Annotated in this window: 31 protein-coding genes and 1 pseudogene; 13 read left to right on the top strand and 19 right to left on the bottom strand. The window is 65.9% G+C overall.

What is annotated here, in order from left to right; translation table 11 throughout:
- Positions 1 to 146 precede the first annotated feature (146 nt).
- From OG474_RS43770 to OG474_RS43745, 6 genes are all read left to right on the top strand, one after another.
- Complete coding sequence (locus OG474_RS43770) at positions 147 to 1,907, top strand: cytochrome c biogenesis protein CcdA (RefSeq protein WP_405059603.1); 1,761 nt, start codon at positions 147 to 149, stop codon at positions 1,905 to 1,907.
- 110 nt (positions 1,908 to 2,017) lie between these two features.
- The gene (trxB, locus tag OG474_RS43765; protein WP_405059602.1) at positions 2,018 to 2,986 is read left to right on the top strand and encodes a thioredoxin-disulfide reductase; all 969 of its coding nucleotides are present in this window, start codon (positions 2,018 to 2,020) and stop codon (positions 2,984 to 2,986) included.
- A 46-nt stretch (positions 2,987 to 3,032) separates the two neighbouring features.
- Positions 3,033 to 3,488, top strand: a complete 456-nt coding sequence (locus tag OG474_RS43760) for an SRPBCC family protein (RefSeq protein ID WP_405059601.1) — start codon at positions 3,033 to 3,035, stop codon at positions 3,486 to 3,488.
- Positions 3,489 to 3,735: 247 nt separating this feature from the next.
- Positions 3,736 to 4,344: an ECF RNA polymerase sigma factor SigK gene (sigK, locus tag OG474_RS43755; protein ID WP_405059600.1), complete on the top strand. Its 609-nt coding sequence runs from the start codon at positions 3,736 to 3,738 to the stop codon at positions 4,342 to 4,344.
- Entirely contained in the window at positions 4,341 to 4,778 is a 438-nt protein-coding gene (locus OG474_RS43750) for an STAS domain-containing protein (protein WP_405059599.1), read from the top strand. Before sigK ends, OG474_RS43750 begins: the two co-directional genes overlap by 4 nt.
- A 670-nt stretch (positions 4,779 to 5,448) precedes the next feature.
- Positions 5,449 to 6,684, top strand: a complete 1,236-nt coding sequence (locus OG474_RS43745) for an Nramp family divalent metal transporter (protein WP_405064676.1) — start codon at positions 5,449 to 5,451, stop codon at positions 6,682 to 6,684.
- 81 nt (positions 6,685 to 6,765) lie between these two features.
- On the opposite strand, the gene OG474_RS43740 is transcribed toward OG474_RS43745, so the two are convergent.
- The 3 genes from OG474_RS43740 to OG474_RS43730 are packed head-to-tail and all read right to left on the bottom strand — an operon-like array spanning position 6,766 to position 8,784.
- A complete protein-coding gene (locus tag OG474_RS43740; RefSeq protein WP_405059598.1) occupies positions 6,766 to 7,395 on the bottom strand; it encodes a ferritin-like domain-containing protein in 630 nt (209 codons plus the stop codon).
- A gap of 12 nt (positions 7,396 to 7,407) precedes the next feature.
- Positions 7,408 to 8,067, bottom strand: coding sequence for a ferritin-like domain-containing protein (locus tag OG474_RS43735; protein WP_405059597.1), 660 nt, complete (start codon positions 8,065 to 8,067; stop codon positions 7,408 to 7,410).
- 18 nt (positions 8,068 to 8,085) lie between these two features.
- Positions 8,086 to 8,784, bottom strand: a complete 699-nt coding sequence (locus OG474_RS43730) for a class E sortase (protein WP_405059596.1) — start codon at positions 8,782 to 8,784, stop codon at positions 8,086 to 8,088.
- A gap of 402 nt (positions 8,785 to 9,186) precedes the next feature.
- On the opposite strand from OG474_RS43730, the gene OG474_RS43725 reads away from it, so the two are divergent.
- The 3 genes from OG474_RS43725 (at position 9,187) to OG474_RS43715 (ending at position 11,446) form a co-directional block, all read left to right on the top strand.
- The gene (locus tag OG474_RS43725) at positions 9,187 to 9,795 is read left to right on the top strand and encodes a flavodoxin family protein (RefSeq protein WP_405059595.1); all 609 of its coding nucleotides are present in this window, start codon (positions 9,187 to 9,189) and stop codon (positions 9,793 to 9,795) included.
- A 145-nt stretch (positions 9,796 to 9,940) separates the two neighbouring features.
- Positions 9,941 to 10,276: a sec-independent translocase gene (locus tag OG474_RS43720; RefSeq protein ID WP_405059594.1), complete on the top strand. Its 336-nt coding sequence runs from the start codon at positions 9,941 to 9,943 to the stop codon at positions 10,274 to 10,276.
- A 174-nt stretch (positions 10,277 to 10,450) separates the two neighbouring features.
- On the top strand, positions 10,451 to 11,446 hold the full coding sequence (locus tag OG474_RS43715) for a ferritin-like domain-containing protein (RefSeq protein WP_405059593.1): 996 nt from the start codon (positions 10,451 to 10,453) through the stop codon (positions 11,444 to 11,446).
- Between the two features lie 53 nt (positions 11,447 to 11,499).
- On the opposite strand, the gene OG474_RS43710 is transcribed toward OG474_RS43715, so the two are convergent.
- From OG474_RS43710 to OG474_RS43700, 3 genes are all read right to left on the bottom strand, one after another.
- A complete protein-coding gene (locus tag OG474_RS43710) occupies positions 11,500 to 11,721 on the bottom strand; it encodes a twin-arginine translocase TatA/TatE family subunit (protein ID WP_405059592.1) in 222 nt (73 codons plus the stop codon).
- Positions 11,722 to 11,983: 262 nt separating this feature from the next.
- Complete coding sequence (locus OG474_RS43705; protein WP_405059591.1) at positions 11,984 to 12,382, bottom strand: DUF427 domain-containing protein; 399 nt, start codon at positions 12,380 to 12,382, stop codon at positions 11,984 to 11,986.
- Positions 12,366 to 13,757 (bottom strand): MFS transporter, encoded by a 1,392-nt coding sequence (locus OG474_RS43700; protein ID WP_405059590.1) that lies wholly within the window; start codon positions 13,755 to 13,757, stop codon positions 12,366 to 12,368. Before OG474_RS43700 ends, OG474_RS43705 begins: the two co-directional genes overlap by 17 nt.
- A 160-nt stretch (positions 13,758 to 13,917) precedes the next feature.
- Here OG474_RS43700 and OG474_RS43695 point away from each other — a divergent pair, with 160 nt between their 5' ends.
- Both OG474_RS43695 and OG474_RS43690 read left to right on the top strand, forming a co-directional pair.
- A complete protein-coding gene (locus OG474_RS43695) occupies positions 13,918 to 14,322 on the top strand; it encodes an RNA polymerase sigma factor (protein WP_405059589.1) in 405 nt (134 codons plus the stop codon).
- Positions 14,323 to 14,619: 297 nt separating this feature from the next.
- Positions 14,620 to 14,817, top strand: a pseudogene (locus tag OG474_RS43690) (zinc-binding dehydrogenase); the annotation flags it as partial.
- A gap of 104 nt (positions 14,818 to 14,921) precedes the next feature.
- On the opposite strand, the gene OG474_RS43685 reads toward OG474_RS43690, so the two are convergent.
- From OG474_RS43685 to OG474_RS43635, 11 genes are all read right to left on the bottom strand, one after another.
- Positions 14,922 to 15,179, bottom strand: coding sequence for a GlsB/YeaQ/YmgE family stress response membrane protein (locus tag OG474_RS43685; protein WP_405059588.1), 258 nt, complete (start codon positions 15,177 to 15,179; stop codon positions 14,922 to 14,924).
- Between the two features lie 36 nt (positions 15,180 to 15,215).
- Positions 15,216 to 15,359 (bottom strand): hypothetical protein, encoded by a 144-nt coding sequence (locus OG474_RS43680; protein ID WP_405059587.1) that lies wholly within the window; start codon positions 15,357 to 15,359, stop codon positions 15,216 to 15,218.
- A 72-nt stretch (positions 15,360 to 15,431) separates the two neighbouring features.
- Positions 15,432 to 15,605 (bottom strand): CsbD family protein, encoded by a 174-nt coding sequence (locus tag OG474_RS43675; RefSeq protein WP_405059586.1) that lies wholly within the window; start codon positions 15,603 to 15,605, stop codon positions 15,432 to 15,434.
- Between the two features lie 38 nt (positions 15,606 to 15,643).
- Positions 15,644 to 16,219, bottom strand: coding sequence for a hypothetical protein (locus OG474_RS43670; protein ID WP_405059585.1), 576 nt, complete (start codon positions 16,217 to 16,219; stop codon positions 15,644 to 15,646).
- A gap of 1 nt (position 16,220) precedes the next feature.
- Positions 16,221 to 16,757 (bottom strand): DUF6286 domain-containing protein, encoded by a 537-nt coding sequence (locus OG474_RS43665; RefSeq protein WP_405059583.1) that lies wholly within the window; start codon positions 16,755 to 16,757, stop codon positions 16,221 to 16,223.
- A complete protein-coding gene (locus OG474_RS43660) occupies positions 16,754 to 17,155 on the bottom strand; it encodes an Asp23/Gls24 family envelope stress response protein (RefSeq protein WP_405059582.1) in 402 nt (133 codons plus the stop codon). The genes OG474_RS43665 and OG474_RS43660 overlap by 4 nt, the downstream gene beginning before the upstream one ends.
- Positions 17,156 to 17,174: 19 nt before the next feature.
- Positions 17,175 to 17,357: a hypothetical protein gene (locus tag OG474_RS43655; protein ID WP_405059581.1), complete on the bottom strand. Its 183-nt coding sequence runs from the start codon at positions 17,355 to 17,357 to the stop codon at positions 17,175 to 17,177.
- A gap of 60 nt (positions 17,358 to 17,417) precedes the next feature.
- On the bottom strand, positions 17,418 to 17,744 hold the full coding sequence (locus tag OG474_RS43650; protein WP_405059580.1) for a hypothetical protein: 327 nt from the start codon (positions 17,742 to 17,744) through the stop codon (positions 17,418 to 17,420).
- Positions 17,741 to 18,229: an Asp23/Gls24 family envelope stress response protein gene (locus tag OG474_RS43645; protein ID WP_405059579.1), complete on the bottom strand. Its 489-nt coding sequence runs from the start codon at positions 18,227 to 18,229 to the stop codon at positions 17,741 to 17,743. Before OG474_RS43645 ends, OG474_RS43650 begins: the two co-directional genes overlap by 4 nt.
- 68 nt (positions 18,230 to 18,297) lie before the next feature.
- Positions 18,298 to 18,534 (bottom strand): hypothetical protein, encoded by a 237-nt coding sequence (locus OG474_RS43640; protein WP_405059578.1) that lies wholly within the window; start codon positions 18,532 to 18,534, stop codon positions 18,298 to 18,300.
- Positions 18,535 to 18,574: 40 nt separating this feature from the next.
- On the bottom strand, positions 18,575 to 18,763 hold the full coding sequence (locus OG474_RS43635; RefSeq protein ID WP_405059577.1) for a CsbD family protein: 189 nt from the start codon (positions 18,761 to 18,763) through the stop codon (positions 18,575 to 18,577).
- A 258-nt stretch (positions 18,764 to 19,021) separates the two neighbouring features.
- Between OG474_RS43635 and OG474_RS43630 the strand changes: the two genes are divergently transcribed.
- Both OG474_RS43630 and OG474_RS43625 read left to right on the top strand, forming a co-directional pair.
- On the top strand, positions 19,022 to 19,465 hold the full coding sequence (locus OG474_RS43630) for a hypothetical protein (protein ID WP_405059576.1): 444 nt from the start codon (positions 19,022 to 19,024) through the stop codon (positions 19,463 to 19,465).
- A 122-nt stretch (positions 19,466 to 19,587) separates the two neighbouring features.
- On the top strand, positions 19,588 to 20,346 hold the full coding sequence (locus OG474_RS43625; protein WP_405059575.1) for an MIP family channel protein: 759 nt from the start codon (positions 19,588 to 19,590) through the stop codon (positions 20,344 to 20,346).
- A 68-nt stretch (positions 20,347 to 20,414) separates the two neighbouring features.
- Here the strand turns inward: OG474_RS43625 and OG474_RS43620 are convergent, their stop codons facing one another.
- A complete protein-coding gene (locus OG474_RS43620; protein ID WP_405059574.1) occupies positions 20,415 to 20,885 on the bottom strand; it encodes a DinB family protein in 471 nt (156 codons plus the stop codon).
- A 2-nt stretch (positions 20,886 to 20,887) separates the two neighbouring features.
- Positions 20,888 to 21,463 (bottom strand): class I SAM-dependent methyltransferase, encoded by a 576-nt coding sequence (locus tag OG474_RS43615; protein ID WP_405059573.1) that lies wholly within the window; start codon positions 21,461 to 21,463, stop codon positions 20,888 to 20,890.
- Between the last annotated feature and the right edge of the window lie 10 nt (positions 21,464 to 21,473).

Here is a 21,473-nt window from a genome sequence, read left to right as displayed (position 1 = left end):
CGCCCGGCACCATCTATTCGCGGCCGGCCAGGGTTTGGATAGGTCGATCTGGAATGCTTCGTGTGCGACTCCGAACACCCATCCGGTGGCCCGGCTGGATCGAAGTAGGGGTGTCCTGTTCGGCTTTCCGTCCTTGGAGATTCCTGATGCTCACACTGGCCTTCATCGGATTGGTAGGCGGTCTGATTACCGGGGTCTCACCCTGTGTCCTGCCGATGCTTCCGATCATCTTCTTCGCCGGTACCGCCGGTCAGAAGGAACCTGTTGCTCGTAAGGCCTCCGAGGCCGACGGTGATGTGCTGGTCGAAGAGGTTGAGGTTGCGAAGCCTGCAAGAGATTTCCGGCCGTTGAAGATCATCGGTGGGATCGTGGTGAGCTTTAGTCTGTTCACGCTGACCGGTTCGGTGATTCTGTCGGCGCTGGGTCTGCCGGATAGCTTCTTGCGGTGGGGTGGGCTGACGATTCTGACGCTGGTCGGGCTCGGTCTGATCTTTCCGGCGCTGGGTCATTGGATCGAGAAGCCGTTCTATCGGTTGCCGAAGATCAACAAGAACAACAACGGTGCGTTCGTGCTGGGTTTGGGCTTGGGCACGCTGTATGTCCCGTGCGCGGGGCCGGTCCTGGCTGCTATCACGGTGGCTGGTGCGACGGGCAATGTTGGTTGGCGGACCGTCGTACTGACTGTGTCGTTCGCGATCGGTGCTGCGCTGCCGTTGCTGATCTTTGCTTCGGCCGGTTCGCGGATCTCGCAGCGGGTGAAGGCGTACCGCGATCATCAGAAGGGTTTCCGGATCGGTGGCGGGATCGTGATGATCCTGCTGGCGATCGCGCTGGCTTTCAATATCACTGACGTGATTCAGCGGTCGCTTCCGTCGTATACGAGTGGTCTTGAGAAGAAGGTTGCGGAGAACAAGACGGTGCAGGGTGTGCTCGCTCCGGCGTTGGGTCAGGGTGGGCAGGAGTTGGTGAAGTGCACGCCGGGTGCGGCCGAGCTGGCGATGTGTGGTGCGGCGCCGGAGTTCACGGGTACGCAGAAGTGGTTCAACACTCCGGGCGGTCAGGCGGCGTCGATCGCCGAGCTGAAGGGCAAGGTTGTCCTGGTCGATTTCTGGGCGTATTCGTGTATTAACTGCCAGCGGGCGACGCCGCATCTGCTGGCCTGGGACAAGGCGTACAAGTCGCTTGGGCTGGAGATCGTCGGGATTCACTCGCCGGAGTTCGCGTTCGAGAAGAGCGCTGGGAACGTCGAGGCGGCCATCCGTAAGGAAGGCATCAGCTACCCGGTTGGTCAGGACAACAATCTGGCTACGTGGACGGAGTACCGCAATCAGTACTGGCCGGCGAAGTACCTGGTCGATGCCGGTGGCACCGTTCGGTCGATCAAGTTCGGCGAGGGCAGTTACGACCAGACCGAGAACCAGATCCGTCAGCTTTTGAAGGCCGCGAACCCGAACGTCCAGCTCCCGGCTCCGGTCGACGGCACCGTGAAGGCCGACTCGATCGGCGCCGACGGAACCACCCCTGAGACCTACCTGGGCTACTCCCGCGCGGCCAACCTGAACGGCTCGGGCAAGCTCACCCCGAACAAGACTGTTGCCTTCGGCCTCAACCCCGAACAGCCCGCCGACACCTTCAGCCTCGGCGGCAACTGGGCTGTCGGCACCCAGAGCGTCACCGCCACCAAGGGTTCCCAGAGCCGACTCAACTTCCAGGCAGCCAAGGTCTTCCACGTCCTGTCCGGCGAAGGCACCGTCACCGTCACGGTCCCGGGCCTCCCGGACAAGACGATCAAGGTCTCGGGCACCCCGAACGCCTACCAGTTGATCGATCTGCCCAGCCAGCAACGCAAGACCATGACCCTGACCTACAGCCCCGGCGTCTCGGCCTTCACCTTCAGCTTCGGCTGAGCCGGCCTGCCCTGGCGGGCACCTCCGACTGCAGGCCGGTCCGTGACACCCCCTTCCGGGCCGGTCTGCATCCCAACCGACCGATATCAACTGTTCTGGAGAGAACGAGCATGACCGAGTCCGTGGTTCGTAACGTCATCATCGTCGGCTCCGGCCCGGCCGGTTACACGGCTGCCGTGTACGCCGCGCGTGCGCAGCTGGAGCCGCTGGTCTTCGAGGGCTCGGTGACCGCCGGCGGTGCGCTGATGAACACCACCGAGGTGGAGAACTTCCCCGGTTTCGCGCAGGGGATCATGGGCCCGGCCCTGATGGACGAGATGCGCACCCAGGCGGAGCGCTTCGGCGCGGAGCTGGTCGCCGACGACATCGTGGCGATGGACCTGACCGGTGAGATCAAGTCGGTCACCGACTCGGCCGGCACCGTGCACCAGGCGCGGTCGGTCATCCTGGCGATGGGTTCGGGCTACCGCAAGCTCGGCGTCGAGCACGAGGACCGGATGTCGGGTCATGGTGTGTCGTGGTGTGCGACCTGTGACGGGTTCTTCTTCCGTCAGCAGGAGATCGCGGTCGTCGGTGGCGGTGACTCCGCGATCGAGGAGGCGACGTTCCTGACCCGGTTCGCGTCGAAGGTGACGCTGGTGCACCGTCGTGGTGAGCTGCGGGCCTCGAAGATCATGGCCGAGCGCGCGTTCGCGAACGACAAGATCGACTTCGCGTGGAACTCCGAGGTCGCCGAGATCCAGGGCGACGAGAAGCTGAGCGGTGTCGTACTGCGTGACACCGGGACCGGTGAGACGCGGGAGCTGCCGGTCACGGGTCTGTTCATCGCGATCGGTCACGACCCGCGCTCGGAGCTGATCCACGGCCAGATTCGGCTGGACGAGGAGGGGTACGTGCTGACGCGTGAGGGCAGCACGGAGACCAACCAGCCGGGTGTGTTCGCGGCCGGTGACCTGGTCGACCACACCTACCGTCAGGCGATCACCGCGGCCGGCAGCGGCTGTGCCGCGGCCCTGGACGCGGAACGCTTCCTAGCTGCCCTCAATGACCTGGTGACCACTGGAGCGATTGCATCATGAGCAAGGTCCGTCATCCGAAGCCTGAACGGCAGAGCAGGAGAAGCAGATGAGTGACTACGTCGAGGTCGAACTGAGCGCCGATCAGGTGTCCGCGACGACCGTCGTGGAGGCTGAGCCCGCGGCGGTGTTCGATTTTCTTCGTCGGCCCGGGAATCATGCCGAGATCAGCGGGGACCACAGCGTTCGTGGATCCATGAAGGGTCCGGACCTGCTCGGTCCGGGTGACAACTTCGGGATGTCGATGCGGATCAAGTTGCCGTACCGGGTCACGTCACGGGTCGTCGAGTACGAGCAGGACCGGTTGATCGCCTGGTGCCACTTCTTCGGGCATCGGTGGCGCTGGGAGCTCGAGGAGGCCGAGCCGGGCCGGACCAGGCTTCGGGAGACGTTCGACCTCCGGACGGCGAGGATTCCCGCAGCTCTGCGGCTGATCGGGCTCCCCGCGGGCCACCGTGGCAACGTCGCGAAGTCGGTCCGGAACGTGGCGAAGCATTTCCGCTAGACCACCCCACGAGTCCGGGGTGTCGATTCTGTCGTCGCGGCGCGACATCTGCGGTTCAGCGTTGCGGCGACTCGGGCGTAGCGGGTAGCGTCTGATGTCTAGGCTGCCCCAGACCCCGGCGGCGCGGATTCGCGCGCCAAGGAGTCTGTCGGACCTATGTTCGTCATCACGCAGTCGTTGCCCGGGGCATCCATGGCCCACACGCCAGGGTGCCCGCAGGGTGCCCCGTTGATGGATGGCGTCGGCCATGGCTGACACCAAGACGATGCTGCCCTGGCCCAGCTCCGGCAGAGGCCACTACGCCGCGGACCCTCCGGCTGAGCTGATCGCCCGGATCGCGGACGGTGACCACGGGGCGTTCTCCACGTTCTACGACGCCCTTGCTCCCGCTGTGTTCGGGATGTGCCGTCGGGTTCTGAGCAATGTTGCTCAGGCCGAGGAGGTGACGCAGGACGTGATGGTCGAGCTGTGGCGCACCGCCGCCCGCTACGACGCTGCCAAGGGGTCGATCTCGAGTTGGGTGCTGACGATGGCGCACCGCCGTGCGGTCGACAGGTACCGAAGCCGGCATACAAGCCGGCAACGAGAGCACCTGTTCGCGGTCAGGGAGAGCCCCGCGCCCCACGACCCGGTCGCCGAGACGGCGATCGGCAAGCTGGACGCCGAGCAGGTCCGCGGCTGTCTGGCAACCTTGACCGACCGGCAGCGCGAAGCAATCATGATGGCCTACTACGGCGGCCAGACCTACCCTGAGGTCGCTGAGGCGCTCGACATCAAGCTGCCTACTGTGAAGGCGCGGATCCGCGATGGTCTGCGGCGGCTGCGCGACTGTCTCAGTCCGCTGGACGTTGTGTGACGCCACGGCAAGATTTCCTCGGGACAGCCGACGGCTCCCGGGACGCTTCGGACCAGTTGAGTCGTACGGCGCGCGTCACGGTGCTGGTCGGCGACGGCATGATCGTCATCGCGGCCGTCGGCCACCTCGATCGGCTGACCGCAGTCACTTTTCGGCAGGAACTGCGTGAGAGCTGGCCGGTCTGCGCCGGGATCCTGGCGGTGGACCTGTCGGCCTGCACCTACCTTGCTGTCGACGCCGTCCATGCCCTGCAGGAAGCCTGGCGCCGGCCGTCCCCCGCGCGGGGCCAACTGCGGGTGATCGCCGACCACCCGGACGTCGTCGCCGCCCTCGAGAACGCGAACATCCCTCGGATGCGCGCCGGATCGGCTGCCCACTTGTTGCGATCAGGGACGAACGGCCGAGCTGATTCTTCAGCACCAGGATCTGACTGACACGATCAGCGAGACCACCGCGGCCGCTGGGGCCCGATCTGAATTTTTCGACATTACCGGTGGATTCGACCTATCCATGTAGCCGAGAGCGACGAACTGATGCTTAGAGCAACCGCTCCGGCTACCGGGCCTGGACCGCCAGATCAGACCGGGTGGTGTTTTCGAACACCTACGAAGGAGAAACTGATGGACTATCACTCGGGTCTCAACATCGTGATCGGCCTGTACGTCGAGATCAGCTCGCGCTGCAGCGGTCATGGTCACTGGGGCCACAGCCTGCTCGGTCTGTTCAACTGATCCGCGCCTGGCCCGGCTGACTGGGTCAGCCTAGAGCGACCAGCCGGCGGTCCGATCCACCCGTGGCCTGTCGGAGGCCGGGACCGGTCTGGCTGGTCAGCCGCCACTCGTTGACGACGTTCTGAGTGCGTCCAACACGGCGTGGCGGCACCCGCATTCCCCGGGCGTCCAGCCCGGTTTCACCGATCCGGGACCTCTGTGCGGGGCCTTTGGTTCCAGATCGGTGATGCGCGACCCGGCAGTGCGCGAGGGTCGCCCGGGGAATGTCCGCCCGCGAGAGTCGTCGTTGTGGGTTTGAGCTGGTCTGTGTCCTATCTGTCCGCCGTGTGGCTCCGAAGACTGGGCAGTTGGTTCTCCAGTGAGAGGCACGCTCATGTATGCACCGGCGCCACTGAGGCGGCAGTTGAACCGGTCCGGGCTTTTGCTGCTCGGACCGGCGTTCGTCGCGGCGGTCGCCTATGTCGATCCGGGGAACTTCGCGACCAACATCGCGGCCGGTGCGACCTATGGCTATCTGCTGTGCTGGGTGGTCGTCGGGGCGAACCTGATGGCCGTTCTGGTGCAGTATCTGGCGGCAAAAGCGAGTATCGCGACCGGACGGACGCTGCCGCAGCTGTGCCGTGACCACTTCAAGCGGTCCACCTCGACCGGGCTCTGGGCCCAGGCCGAACTGGTCGCGGTCGCGACCGACCTGGCCGAGGTCGTCGGTGGTGCGATCGCGCTGAACCTGCTGTTCGGCATCCCGCTTCTGCTGGGCGGAGTGATCACTGGTGTGGTCTCCTTCGGCCTACTGATCTACCAGTCCAAGCGCGGACAGCGCCCGTTCGAGGCCGCGATCATCGGACTGCTCGCCGTCGTCCTGGTCGGTTTCGTGGTCTCCACCATCCAGTCCGAGCCGTCAGCCTCCGGAGTGCTCGGCGGCATGGTCCCGCGCCTGGATGGCGTGCAATCACTGGTACTGGCCGCCGGCATGCTCGGAGCGACAGTGATGCCACACGCGATCTGGCTGCACGGAGCCCTGATCACCGACCGGCACGGCAAGGCAATCCGCTCCGCCGCAGGCAAGCAGCGGGTCCTCAAAGCGACCCGCACCGATGTGGGCGTGGCCATGGCGCTGGCCGGCGCGGTCAACCTCGCCATGGTCGTCCTGGCCGCCGCAGCGCTCAGCGGGACCGGCGCAGACTCCCTGGATGCTGCCCACGCAGCTATCGGTGACCGGCTCGGCCACTTCTCCGCACTGCTGTTCGCACTCGCACTGCTGGCCTCCGGCTTCGCATCGTCATCGGTCGGCACCTACGCAGGCTCCGTCATCCTGGACGGGTTCTGGCACCGCAAGATCCCGCTGTGGACCAGGCGACTGGTCACTCTGGTTCCGGCTCTGGCCATCCTCGCGATCGGCATCGACCCCAGCCGGGCGCTGGTGGTCTCACAGGTAGTCCTGAGCTTCGGTATCCCGTGCGCACTGTGGCCACTGGTCCGGCTCACCGCGTCGAAGCGCGTGATGGGGGAGCTGGTCAACCGCCGGCACACCACATTCCTGGCCTGCTTGGTCGCAACCACCGTCAGCGCGCTGAACGTCGTACTGATCGTCCTGACTGTCCGGGGCTGAAAGGCTTCGCCTCGCTGTGAACACAGCGGAGCGGCCCGGTCTCCCCCAGGGAAGGCCGGGCCGCTCCCCAATGCTCTGCCGTCAGTAGGTGATGGCGGCAACTACCTTGGACGGGTCCTGCAGGAAGGGTGCGACGGCCTTCAGGACGTCGTTCTTGGCGATCCCGGTCTCGGTGGAGCCTTGGTAGACTCCGCCTTCGGCTTTCAGGCCGAGCAGGTTGCCGACTACGGCGGCGTGGCGGGCTTCGACGCCGAAGATGCCGGCTGCGGCTTGGAGGATCATCTTGTCCTTTACGAATCCGGCCGCGCCGAGGTAGGCGCCGACGCCTTTGTTCTCGAAGACATGCGCTGTGGTGAGGTAGCTCTTGCGCGAGTCGAACGCGCCGCCGAAGTCGACGGCGGGTGCGCCGACCGGTGTACCGCCGAGTTTTTGGATGGTGGCGGTGATTGTCGCGACGTGTGAGGCCTCGTCGGCGCCGATCTGCATCAGGTACTGCTTGTCTTTGCCGGTGACCAGGTTCGCTTTGTTTCCTTGGCGATAGAACTCGGCTTCGAGGTATTCCAGCGTCAGTGCGTAGTTCAGTACCTCGATGTCGCTGGTGAAGTCTTTGGCCGCGGCCAGGTGGAAGCCGTGGTTGAGGGCGCCGATGGCGGCGCCGGCTTCGACGTGTGAGGAGTTGCCGTGGATCAGGTCACGAATGGTGTCGGTCATCTCTGCTGCTCCTTACTTCGCGAGGAACGGCATCGCGGCCTTGAGCACCGGCGCCATCCCGAGGTGGGCTTCGATCGGCGCCGGGAACGGGTTCCCGCCGGTGATCTGGGCGATGATGGCGGCGTGCCGGGACTCGACGCCGGCGATCGACGCGGCCGCGGCGAGGATGGCGACGTCCTTCACCAGCGGGACCTGGCCGTGGTAGGCCTTCACGCCGAGCTCTTCGAAGACGCCTGCGGTTTTCAGGAACGAGGCCCGGCTGGCGAAGGTGCCGTCGGGGAATTTCACCTTCGGCGCGGCGACCGGCGTGCCGCCGAGGTCCTTGATCGTGGTGCGGACCGCGGTGACGTGGTTCGCTTCGTGTTGCTGGATCGGGTCGACGAGTTCGAGCTCGCGGCCCTTGAGCAGCTTGGCTTTCAGGCCTGCGGTGTAGAACGCGGACTCCAGGTATTCCAGGGTCAGCGCGTAGTTCAGGATGTCGAGGTCACTCTTGGCCGCCGAACTGGTAGCGGTGCGATCGGCGTTGCCGAAGGCGATCGGATCACCCAGGTTCGTTGCGACGTAGGTTGCTCCGACGCCGATCAGAGCGGCGTTGCGCAAGAAGTTGCGCCGGCTGTGCTCGTCGGCGAACTCGAGGACCGGACGGCCCCCGAAAATTGCCTTGATACCCATGACTCTCCTCAGTGCTCACTATCCCGCGCGCGCCTGGACGACGATGCGCTGGTAGTGGGCGGTGATGGGGTTGCAGGCGAACAGGGTGAGTACCTTGTCGCCGGTCTTGTCGGGTTGCTTCAGGACGAATTTCACGTAGTCGTCCTGCGGCACGATGGTGGTCTTGAAGACCTTGTACGTCGTGGTCTTCGACCCGACCACGACCGTGATCGGGTCACCGGGGCGAAGCCGGTCCAGGTAGAGGAACGGCTTCTCGTTGGTACTGCGATGCCCGCTGATCACGGAGTTGCCCGCGCTGCCCGGCAACGGCGTACCGGGCCAGTGACCCACACCGTGCACGAGGGCTGCTTCGTCGACGCCGTTGTTCAGCTCGTCGTCCAGCTTGAGTCGAGGGATCATCAGGCGGCCGAGCCGTAACTGCTCGCCCGGCTTGGCCTTGATCGCCTCGATCGGTACACCGGCGGCCGGATTGCCTTCGCCCGCCGCGAACTGAGGCTCCACAGCCTCGCCGTTGCGGAGCTGGTCCAGCATGCGATCCACCAACGCGTCGGGCTCCTCCACGACTGGTGCAGAACTCGCTGCCGGGCGCGGCTTCGGAGCAGCATCGGGCACGGTGTCCTTACCACCCGGGCCGAAGACGACAACGCCGACCGCGACAAGCGCCGCGAACGCGGCACTGGCCGCCAGCCACCGGTAGAACGGCTTCCAGGTCTTCATACTGCCGACCATCTCCCTGCGGTGAAGTTCACCGACAGGCATTCGGAGTCATCAACCATTCGGATAGGTGACGAAGCAGTAACTGCTGTCAGGCTGGCCCGTGGGTCCACGCCGGGGAAGGCGCTCTCTCAGGAAGTTTCGATGAGCTGGAGGCGGGCCGCTTCGTGGCGGCCGATCAGAGATGCTTCCGCTGCACCCGTGATCTTGGATGCATCTGTTGCCTCAGCGTCCGCCGGATAGGACGAACCGGCGATGTAGCGTGCCGGGAGGCCTGCAGGTGCCGGTGGGCGGCTGATCAACTCGTTCGGCTTCCCGACGCGTTCCTGGTGATTCCGATCAAGAGTGGGTACTGGCCGGTCGAGTGCGGTTGTCGACGCCGCGCCGTCACGGGAGTTGTCGCAGATGTCGCCACTGAGGGCGTTGGTCTTGAGTTGTTCGCTGAAGAAGTCGCCGGCGAAGTCGAGTTCGGAGCTGATCGGCCGGGAGTTGCTGGCGGCGCTGGCCGATCACGATGTCGACGGTGAGCTTGTGCGGGTCGTTGATCACGATGTGCGGTTCGGGGTCAGCGTCGACGAGGGGGACGGGGATGAGTGGCCGGCGTTGCGGGAGAAGGTTCTGGCTGCGGACATCTTGATCGTTGCGACGCCGATCTGGATGGGCCAGCCGGCGAGCGTGTGCAAGGTGGTGCTGGAGCGGCTGGACGCGGAACTGTCCGAGAAGGACGACCAGGGGCGCCCGCTGATCTACGGCAAGGTCGCGATCGTCGGCGTCGTCGGCAACGAGGACGGTGCGCATCACGTCACGGCCGAGGTGTTCCAGGCCTTGAACGATGTCGGATTCACGATCCCCGCGGCCGGAGCGACGTACTGGGTGGGGGAGGCGATGGGATCGGTGGACTACAACGACGCCGGCCCGAAGCCGGATACCACCGGCGCCACGACGAAGACGGCCGCCGCCAACGCGGCGCACCTCGCCCGGCTTCTGCGAGCCGAGGCCTATCCCGCAATCTGAAGCGAATCGGCAGGACCACAACTTCGTTGAGTGGAGGCGTGCGTCCCTCGGCCGGCAAGGACAGGTCGTGCCGATGTGTCGGCTGACCGATCCAAACGGCTCGGAGCACCGAAGTAGCAGCGTGAGACGAGGATGAGGTGAGGGCATGTTCGGCATCGGGCCGCTTGAGCTGGTCGTGATCGCGCTCGTCGCCGTGTTCGTCTTCGGCCCTGACCGGTTGCCGGAGTTCGCCCGGACAGCGAAGCACCTGCTGGGCCAGGTCCGGCGCATGGTCAGCACCGCGCAGAGCGATCTGCGCAAGGAGCTCGGCCCGGAGTTCGCCGACCTGGAGCTTCAGGACCTGAACCCGCGCAACTTCGTCCGGAAGCACCTTCTCGAGGGTGATGACGACGATCCCGAGGACGAGTCCGTCCCGAAGGACCCGACCTCGAAGCGCCTCGCGACCGGCCAGAAACCGCCGGTCGACCTCGAGGCCACCTGATTCTCTGCGTTTCGTTGCACTCGTCATCGATGGTTGCGCGCAGCGATCACGATCTCACCCATCCGGAACATCCCGGGTGCCGAATGAGACCGGATGGCGGGTTGCCTTCGTACAGGGTGACTCGCTGTTCCGCCCCGGCCGATCGGTCGGGCGGAACTCGAACTCGGAGATGACATGTTCGACAAAATGTTCATCCGCACTGCGATTGACCGCAGCGCTGAGAACGGCGTGGACCGCCGCAAGTTCCTGCGGGCGGCCGGCGTGGTCGGAGCCGGAGCGGGCCTGGCTGGTGGCGGTCTGCTTGCGGGTGGTGCTTTCAATGCGGCGTCGGCCGACACCACGGGGTCTGGAATCGGTGTCGATCTCGACCTGGATCTCGGCAAGGAGAAACACGGAAGCCAGCCCAGCGACGGCGCGGTGCTGAACTTCGCGCTCAACCTGGAATACCTGGAGGCAGAGTTCTACCTCCGCGCCGTGCACGGCTACGGCCTGTCCGCCACGGAGGTCTACGGCAAGGGCAAGCCGGGCGGCGTGCGAGGGGGGCGCAAGGTCAAGTTCCAGACGAAGTCCGTGAAGGCTTATGCCGAGGAGATCGCGGCCGACGAGCTGGCTCACGTCCGCTTCCTTCGGAAGGCGCTCGGAGCTGCCGCAGTGGCACGTCCGGCGATCGACATCGACGCGGCGTTCACAGCGGCAGCAACCGCGGCCGGTTTGATCAAGCCGGGCCAGAAGTTCGATGCCTATGCCAACGAGAACAACTTCCTGCTCGCGGCCTACGTCTTCGAAGACGTAGGCGTCACCGCCTACAAGGGCGCTGCTCCGTTGATCAGTAACAAGACCTATCTGGAGGCTGCCGCCGGCATCCTCGCGGTGGAGGCCTACCACGCCGCGAACATCCGTACGTCGTTGGTCGCCAAGGGTCTTGAAGCTCCCTCGGTGTCGATCTCCGACGCTCGCGACAGCCTCGACGGAAAAGCCGACCTCGACCAAGGTACGACGTACCGGGGGAGGACCAACATTGTCCCGACGGACGCGAACGGCATCGCTTTCAGCCGCGGCGCCGACCAGGTCCTCAACGTCGTCTACCTGACGCCGAAGAAGGCCACCAAGGGCGGGTTCTTCCCGGCCGGTGTGAACGGAACCATCAACACCAGCCGCGCCAACGCCTGATCCCTGATCGTGGCCGGCCGGCCTCACACGGCCGGCCACACCAGCGGCCCTCGTCAGGGCTTGACCTGTTGGTCCGGGGTGTGGGCCAGGTAGGCAGCGCTTTCGGGCAGCTCGCCCGATTTTGCGTTGGGGCCGACCTCGTCTTCCCAGATCTTCTTCGACTTGCCCAGCTGGCGGACCAGCGTCGGCAGTTTGGTCGATCCGAACAGCAGCACGACGATCCCTAGGATCACGAGCCACTCTGCGCCTTGCGGCATGCCCAGCAACGTCAGCATGCGCGGTCAGTCCAGCGTCGATTGATCATGATGAAGGTTCGAGGCCGGGGACCTGCCGGATCGGTCTCGCCTGCGCCATGTTCCCGGGGTGCACCCGGAGCGCGGGGCTTGCGGAGTAGAGAAGTCGTGTGTTGACCTGCTCGGCCTCCAGAAGCTTATCGTTGAGCCTCTTCGTATTTCGGGTGGTTGCCGTGGCCACCCGGCGCTCACCGAGATCATCAGCAATGCCCTGCACAACCTCGATCTACCGTCCAACTGAGAATCACCAGAAGGTTGTGCCAGGCGAGCCCTTGAATGGGCCGACGACGCGGGAGGTCACCCAGCCACCGTAGAAGTTGCCGGGTTGGGGCTCCACCCGCTCACCGTTGACCGTGCACAGGTCCATGGCTCCGGGGTACAGGCCGACATGGTCCCGCAGCTCGGCGTACTGGTCTGTCGGGTTCGGGTACCACCAGGCTTGGCTCGCCGCGATGCGGTCCCCACCGATGACGTCGAGATAGCTGGCGATCCCCTTCCATTCGCAGTACGACGACCCGCTCGCCGCACGCAAGCTGCCGTCCGTGAAGGCGGAACGCGGCAGGTAGTACGTCGGCGGGTGGCTTGTTTCCAGAATCCGCCACGAACGTGCGGTCTCGGCGATGACCTCACCGCCGAACGCCACGACGATGTGCTCCGATGACAGGTCGAGCAATGGTGGTCTGGGATAGTCCCAGACCGATTCCTGGCCCGGACCGGGCTGAACCTTCTCCATGACGTTCTTCCCATCGGGTTACTCGTCCAGATGCACCTGATCGCAGCCTATGCGACCGCGCCGGTGCCACTGTCGCCCGAGCATCGCGTCCGGCCAGGAGCAGGAAGGGTAGTGCGAGGAGCTGGATTGCGGCGCCGAGTAGGTATGACGGGCCGTAGCCCCAGATGTCGGCTGCCTTGCCGAGGGTGGGCTGGATGACTACGCCCCCGGTTGAGGACAGCAGGTTGTCGGAGGACAGCACAGTGGCTCGCTGTGCTGAAGGGATCAGTTCGTTGAGGTAGGCCTGTCGCACCGGTCCGGTCGTCGCGGAGATGACGGCCCAGACGGCCAGCACGACCAGGACCGTCCAGAAGGTGTGGGCGGTCCCCATCAGCACCAGGACGATCGCCATACCGATTGAGGTGGCGAGCAGCATCGAGGTGCGCCGTCCGAAGGCCCGGCCGACTGTGGTCGCGGCCACCCCACCCACGATCTGCGCGCCGGCGACCAGGGCAGCGGCCAGGCCGGAGACCACATAGGACTGGGCGTCGCCGTACAGCTGCAGCAGGTACGGCTGGGCCGCATAGAAGCCGTAGCCGGTAACACCTGCGGCGAACGGCGCGGCCAGCATGACCCAGCGCACGGCCGGTTTGCGCAGTCCGTGGTCCATCGAGGCCCGGAAGATGCCGCCCATCTCGGACATCACCGACACCCGTGCCTTGGGCGTGAAGCCGACATCACGCATCGCCCGCCACGCGACGGCGAAGGCAACCACGAGCAGTACGGCGCGAGCGACGTACGGGGCTCCGAGGTTGGTGCTCTGCGCCAGCACTCCACCGGCAATCGTTCCGGCCATCATCGCGACGCCATTGGCGATCTGCCCCTTGGCGAACGCGGACTCCAGCGATCCTGTGTAGCCGGTCGCGTTCAGCCCGTCCACCAGCCAAGCTTCGGTAGCTCCGCTGAAGAAGGTGAACCCTAGTCCGAGCAGCATCGAAACCACGGCCCACGCCGCGAACGGCGCATGATGCTCCCACAGCAGCACGTACAGCAGCGTGGACCCGAAGAGTGTGACCGTACCCAGAAGGTACGACGCGCGCCGGCCGACCGTGTCCGCGACAACACCGGTCGGCACCTCGAACAACACCATTCCCACCGTGAAGAACGCATTCGCCGCGAAGGCCTTGCCGACACTCAGACCGGCGTCGAGCAGGAAAAGCGTGTTGATCCCCCAGATCATCGACGACGCACCGGTCGACACGACCGTCAGTACGACGTACGTCCGCAACAGCTGATCAGATGTCATCTCGGGCTCCTCCGCCAACCGTGTTTGACGGTGACGTCGGAGCCCGTCCCCCTTTCTCGACCGCCGACGCGGCACAACGCAGAATCCAGTCCTCAAAAGTATTGGAGCGGGCCGTGTGTGACGCTTTGTGGGTGACCGGGGATAGACAGGTGTGGAACCGATGACCGAGCCTGATGCGCCCGATCTTGAGCAGTTGTATCGCGAGCATCATCTAGCGGTGTTGCGCTATGTCGAGCGCCGTGTCGGTGATGTCGAGGTGGCGTACGACGTGACCGCCGACGTCTTCTTGGTCGCGTGGCATCGCCGCGACGACTTGCCGGCAGGGAGGGTGCTTCCGTGGCTGTACCGGGTCGCGGCGAACGTTCTGGCGCGGCGCCGGCGCTCTGACGGGCGGGCGGCTGCTGCCTATCAGCGTGCTGGCAACGAGTTGGCTACCCGGCCTGGCCTAGCATCTCCAGCGGTCTGGCGTTCGCCGCGGACTCGACGTACACCGGACTGCCAACGCGGCGGGTCGCAATTTTCGACCCCGCGACGGGCGCACTGCTGGCGACGGAAGAGGTGCTGACCAAGGACGCCGGCAAGCTGAACGTGCAAGTCCCCAGCGTCATCGGATACACCCTCTACCTGTGACGGCGCGGCCCTCTCCGCCGATCAGTAGCTGTTCCACATCCCTTCCCTGAGGCTCCCGACCGACCAGCCCTGCTCGATCAGGTCAGCGATCGGCGGGTAGTTTGCCGGCGGCCTACGGGGACGGAGCCCGCTCTGGCAGGAACAGGTCGCGGGCATGGACGATTCAGTTTGATGTGGGGGCGAAGAGTTCGAGGGCGATGTTGTCGGGGTCGCGGAACTCGAGCAGGAAACCTTCGCCGGCAGTGGTGCATCCGTTCGTGGAACCGCCGTCGGAAGCACCAGCATGCACCGCGACCTTGTCCAAGCGATCGAGAAGCACGACATCCATCCGATCATCGACAGCCGCTTCGACTTCGTCGACGCACCGCTTGCCTTCAGCAAGCATCGCGAGGGGAACGTCTTCGGGAAGGTGGTCATCGACGTCACCTGAACCGAGGGGAGCTCAGGAGTGCGGGCGCCTTTTGGTGTGGGCCGTGCGAAACCCCGGCCGAGTGTTGTCGGCCGGGGCAGGTTCGGATGGGTGAGGCGGTGCGGTCAGGCCGTCTTGCTGCGCGAGGCCAGAGCTTCAGCGGCGCCGACGAGGATGACGGCGGCGATCACGGCGACGACGAAGCCGAGGACGTTGAGCTCGAAGATACCGCCGGTGCCGAGCAGGTTGGCGACGACACCGCCGATGACGGAGCCGGCCAGGCCGAGTAGCAGGGTGGCGATCCAGCCGAGGTTCTGCTTGCCGGGCTTGAACAGGCGGGCCAGGGCTCCGATGACGAGGCCGGCGACGATGAATCCGATCATGAGTTCGTGTTCTCCTGTATCAGGGGATGTGGGCGGTCAGGACCGGGCGCGACGCGCTTTGGCGCGATTGGCCGGACGCTTGCGTTCTGTGGAGCTCTTCACCTTGCGGCGGAGGAACTTCCAGGTGACCCGCCCGAGTGCGCTGTAGGCACGGCTGGCGATGCTGCGGTGATTGCTCACGATGCTCCTTGAGAGGGAGGTGCTGTTGTCCGGATGCTGCGAGGCGGCCGGACAACAGCACCGCCGCGAGCCCTACTTCTTGAAGGCGTCCTTGACGTTCTCGCCGGCGTTCTTCACGTCGGCCTTGGTCTGGTCGGCCTTGCCTTCGTTCTCGAGGTCCTTGTTGTCGGTCAGATCACCGATCACCTCTTTGGCCTTGCCCGCGATCTCTTCGGCGGCGTTCTTGGCCTTGTCTGCGATACCCATTGCTGTCATCTCCTGTTGATCGACCGGTCCGTGATGAATTACTGGACGCGGGTGGCGGTGGTGGTCTTGTCGGTACGGGCAACGCTCAGCTCGACGCGGTGCCGTAGGTCGTCGCGGCCGATGACGTGCTGCAGCTGCTGCATGGTGCTGGCGGCAGCGGCGGTGACCGTGCCGAGATCCGCGCCTGGCTCAAGGGTTGCGGTGAGCTCGGCGACGAGCTGGCCACGGTCCACCACGATGCGGCCGGTCCCGTTGCGGACTCCGGGAGCCTGGGCGAGGAACTGCCCGGCGGTGTCCGCGGCGGCCGTCGTGTCCGCGGTGAGCCGTCCGCTCTGGTCGCTGCCGCTCAGACCCAGTTGGCCGCTTCCGCGGCGGGGGAGGTGCCGGGCGAGCCAGACGAGACCCAGGATCGCCAGGAGCACTCCGGCGGCTCCGGTGGCCCAGGGCCACCAGGACAGGGTGGTGAGGTCGCTGAGTCCCTTGATCTCGACCCGGTCGGATGCGTCGGGGATGAGGTCGTAGCGCCAGCCCAGGGCTACTGCTCCGGCGGCGATCAGGACGAGCGCGATGACGATGGCGGCGGTTCGGTCGAAGGCGATCAGTCCGCGGCGCATGTCAGTTCTCCTCGGCAGTGACCAGGGCGCGAACCCTGGGACTCGGGCTGATGGTGTTCAGGCGCTGCGCGATGGCGTCGGCCAGCTCGTCGCGGACCCGGTCCGCGTCGCCGAACGTTGTCGCTGCGACGCGAAGCTTGCGGCGGCCGCTGGTCTTGGTGCCGGCGCTGGTGACCGAGTCGATACCGCGCGCGGTGTCGGTGGCCAGGCGAGCTGCGTCGCGGCTGCGGATCCACACACCGCTGCCGGCGTCACCGACAGCCAAGTGGGTTGCCTTGCGCGGCTTGAGTGCAGCGATCAGGACCCAGACCCCGATCAGTACGGCGGCGCCACCGGAGTACGTCATCCAATCGGCAGGCCTCAGAACCTCGGCCTTCTTGAACACCCACTCCAGCCACGACGAGCCATCGATGACGCCGGTCGTCACGAGAGTGTCGCGGATCGCGACAGCTGCGATCGCGAGGACGGCCAGGGCTCCGATCACGGCGACCTTCGCGGCGGCCGGTGCGGCGACGGGCTTCTTGGCGGCGGTGCTCATCGCAGCCTCCTCGGCGCGCTGGTGGTATTGGTGTCAGGCTTGGGGAGTTCGACCGCGGAGATGTCGACGTTCACCACGTCGACCCCGAACCCGGTCAGCTCGGCCACAGTCCGGGCGACCCGACCGCGGACCTCGGCAGCAACATCGGCCAGCGGGTGACCCCACAGGATCGCGACCTCGACATCGAGGCGGACACGTTGCCCGGCGAGCTGTGCCTTGACCTTGGGCAAGCCGCGCCCGAAGGTCGCGTCCTGGCTGATCACGGCCGGCGCCTGGAGTGCGGTCGTCGTGGCGATACGTTCGATCGCGCGCTCGCTGATCTGGAGTGTTCCTCGCTCACCTGGTTCGGTCCGTCCGGCTGACGAGCCGGAGGGTGCCGGCGTGGCCGGTGCTGACACCGGGGCGAGGGTGGCGGTCTCAGCCACGGCCGCGGCGTGAGATCAGGTCGTCCAGGCCCTTGCTGCCTTCGGACAGGTACCTGCCGACGACGAGGCCGATCACGCCCAGCACGAGGGCTAGCAGGAAGCCACCGAAACCGCCGGCTGCCGCGGCGATGGCGATCAAAAGACCGGCGAACAGGCCGATGGTCGAGGTGTTCACGAGTTCTCCTAGAGGGTGGCCCGGGCGCTCTGCCCGGTGCCGGCGTACTGGTCGGGTGAATCAGGTCGTGCTGGGTGTTGCGATGTCTTCGATCGTCACGTCGACCGGCCGATCGGTCAGGTCTTGTACGGCGAGCCGTACGGCGGCGGCGATCGGGTGGATCGGCCGGCCCGCGATGGTGACGACGTGGACCTGTATCCGGTCGTCGGTGATCCGGACTCCGGCGAGCCGGCTGCCGGGCAGGTAGGTGACGACATCTCCGAAGGTGCCGCCGTGCAGACCTGCTACGCCGGGAACCGAGCCGACTCGGGAAGCGATTCGTTCGGCCAGGGCCGGCTCACGTGCCACCGTGATGGTGGTGCCGCCCCCGGCGATGGGGGTGGTCACTGGACGCGGGGCTCGGCCGGCTCAGCGTCGGCGTCGTTGTTGTCGTCGTCGCCCTCGAGGTGGACGTCGCTCACGGCGATGTTGACCTCGGTGACCTCGAGACCGGTCATCCGCTCGATCGCCGAGATCACGTTGCTGCGGATCGCGCTCGCGAGGTCCGCGATGCTGACGCCGTACTCGGCGATGATCTGCAGGTCGATCGCGGCCTGGGTCTCGCCGACCTCGACCGACACGCCCTGGGAAAGGTTCGTCCTGGTGCCGATCCGGTCGCGGATCAGGCCGACCGTGCGAGCCGCCGTACCGCCGAGGTCGTAGACGCCGGTGATCTCGCGGGTCGCGATGCCGGCGATCTTCGAGACCACGATGTCGGCGATGACGGTCTTTCCGGTCGAGACCACAGAACCGGTGCTGTCGGCAACAATCTCGCGCTCGATCGTGGTCTTGCCGGCGACGGTGGCCGGAGTGGCGGTGGTGGTGTCAGCCATCGGATTGTCCTTTGTCTGTTCGGGGTTGGTGGGGTGTTGCTGTGTAGACAGCAGCCGGAGATGATTCGTCACGGTCGCTTCGCAGGTTGGTTCGCGTTCGTGGTGTGTTCGTGGTCACGTGCCAGCGGGCCGCGGGCCTGCCGCCCGACGAGTCCGCCGGTCTTCTTCAGGGTGTCGCTGATCCGGGTCGGGCCGCTGCGGGACTCCAGCCGGTCACCGGCCTTGCCTAGCAGCCACGACGCCGTCGGGGCGCCGACAGCCAGGACGAGCCACAACCAGAAGCGGCGGGAGAGAAAGGCCCACATGGTGATCTCCTTGAAGAGTTGGCGGATTGTGGTGTCGGTGTCAGCGGAGGTCTAGAGCCTTGCGGACCGCGTCTTTCGTGGTGGCCACGTGGTCCTTGAGGTCCTGTGCGACCTGACGCAGGCCGGCTTCGGACCGGTCCGCCTTGCCCTCCGCCTTCAGGTTGGAGTTGCCGATGACCTCGCCGACGGTCTCCTGGACCTGGTTGTTCACCTTGTCGCTCAGGCTCATCGCCGTACTCCCTCGTCGTGGTGATCGGTGGTTCGTTGCCAGGAAGACAGCGCCTCGCGAGCAAACCTCACGGTCCGAGTCGTGTGAGCACAGTCACCGGGCCGATCGCGGCGGCGATCGTGACCTCTGCGAGGTTGGCGTCGTCCCTACTTCATTGAGCCCGCAGCGGGCCTGCTGGCTGTTGCGCGAGGTTCACGGCCGCTCCTATCAAGAGATCGCCGACAGAGCACGCGCAGAGCTAGCGGAGGTGATGAAGCCATGGAAATGAACCCCACCCAAGAAACCGGTCACCTACTGCCGTGCGGTCACAGCGTCGAAGACGTCTGGGACGACATGGAAGCCGACCGGATCACAGACCACGCACTCAACTGTCCGCACTGCACGACCGCGCGGGCCAGTCTGGACGAACTCACCGAAGCCACCCGTGCGCTGATCGACGACCCGGCGACACCCCCGGCCGGGTTCCTGGACAAGATCATGACCGCCGTCCGCGCCGACCTCAGTCTCGGCCAGACCATTCGTCTGCCGAGTCCTACGGCGCGGGTCGACATCTCCACCTACGCGTTGGCCGCGATGCTGCGTTATGTCGTTGACGGTGTCGACGGCATTTGCGCTCACGAGTGTCGTGTCGAGGTCTCACCGGACAACAGCGGAGCGGTGAAGGTCTGGATCGATCAGACCGGACCGGAGGCGCCGACATGACTGCGAGCTGGTTCCCCGGGAACCTGGTCCCGACGAATCTACTAGCGTAGCAACCAGATCGGTCCCGACCTGGGACATCTGGTCAATCGTTGCCAACAGCCACGATCAGGAGCAGCACACCCATGACCACCGGCAGCCGCACCCGCCGTACCAGCACCACTACGCCTGGCGGCGAACCCGCCACGCCAGTGTCACGTGCCTATCTGGCCGAATTCCTCGGCACCGCCATTCTCGTCATCGGCGGCGTCGGGACCGCCGTCATCGCCGGCGACACCGTCGGATCAGTCGGGATCGCCCTCGCCTTCGGTCTGACTCTCGTCGCATTGATCTACGCACTAGGCCCGATCTCGGGAGCACATTTCAACCCGGCCGTCACCCTCGGCCTGCTCATCGCGCGGCGCATCACCGCCGGCAAGGCCGCTGGGTACGTCCTCGCCCAGCTCGCCGGCGGAATCGCCGGAGCCGTCGTCGTCTCGGGGATCGCCCACGGACGTCCCGGCTACACAACTGCCGACGGTATCGGTGCCAACGGCTTCGGCGCCCAGTCCAGCGGCGGCTACACCCTGGCTTCCGTCATCGGCACCGAGGTCGTCGGCACCTTCGTCCTGGTCCTCGTCATCCTGGCCAGCACGGACCGGATCGCCCACGCCGCCTTCGCCGGCCTCCCGATCGGCCTCGCCCTGACCGTCATCCACCTGCTCGCGATCCCCATCGACGGAACCTCTGTCAACCCGGCCCGCAGTTTCGGCCCAGCCCTCCTCGCGGGCAACCCTGCCCTCGGCCAGGTTTGGGTCTTCCTAGCGGCGCCTCTGATCGGCGGTCTCCTGGCCGCAGCCGCCCACAGGGCCCTGTTCGCAGCCGTACCCCAAACACACCGATAGGTCAGGCTGGCTCACTGAGGACAGCGTTCTGAGGGTGGGTGATGCTCGGCTCGCACGGTCAGTTGCTCTTAGCGTCCGGTGATGTCGTCGATCTGTTCGCGGAGGATGTCGGCGTGTCCTGCGTGCCGGCCGGTCTCCTCGATCATGTGGATCAGTAGCCAGCGCATCGAGGACTGAGACTTTCGGCGTGATAGGAGAGGGGCGGGGCGACTCAGGTCGCTGTAGGCAGCGATGACCTTGTTGGAGTTGGCTATGGCGTCGCGGTAGGTGTCGGTGAGTGATTCGATCGTGTCGGTCGGTCCGGGGCGCATCGTCGCGGCCCAGCTGCGGACGGGTTCACCTTGGAAGTAGAACCGTTCGACGTAGGCCAGGTGTTTGAGCAGTCCCAGCACGCTGGTCCCGGATGACACTCCAGCGGTCCGTACGGCGGGCTCAGGGGCTCCGGCCGTTTTGGCGATCACCGAGTTACGCAGGTAGTCAAGGAACGCGATCAGGGTGGTCTTCTCGTCGGCGTCGGTCCCGGGTGGCGGCTGGTCCATCGTCAGCTTCTCTCTGCGGTGTTGCGGCGTACGGCGAGAACATGGTCGACGACTGTTGCCGTGCTGCCGTCGGGTCCGGTGGCCTCGCGGCTGGGCTTATCGGCGCGGATGACCTGCCAGTCGCTCGGATCGAGATCGAGTTCGACTGCGATTTCATCCGGAGTGGGGAAGTGAATACCGGGGTTCTGGTCCCAGGACCAGGGAGCAATGGAGCCGTGGTCGACAATCAGCATCACGCCACCGGGGCGCACCCTGTCGGCGGCGCGCCTGAGAATCCGGCTGCGTGGCACCGTGAATCGGCCGTGGAAGTACTGGGCCGAGACGAGGTCGAATTCGCCGGGTGGGAAGGTCGCGGTGAGGTCGTGCTGTTCGACGGTGATCAGCTGGGCCAGGTTCAGTTGCCGTGTGGACTCGCGCAGGCGCTGGATGGCGGTGGCGGAGATGTCCACCGCGGTGATCTGCCAGCCGCGGTGGGCGAGCCAGCGAGTGTCGTCGCCGGGGCCGCAGCCAAGATCGAGGGCGGTACCGAGGGGCAGTGATTCGACGGTCTCGGCGAGCAATGGGTTGACCGATGTCATTGCAGGCTCC

Source organism: Kribbella sp. NBC_01505 (genome assembly GCF_045040285.1).
Classification (GTDB): Bacteria; Actinomycetota; Actinomycetes; order Propionibacteriales; family Kribbellaceae; genus Kribbella.
This window is presented reverse-complemented; position numbering and strand designations above follow the sequence as displayed.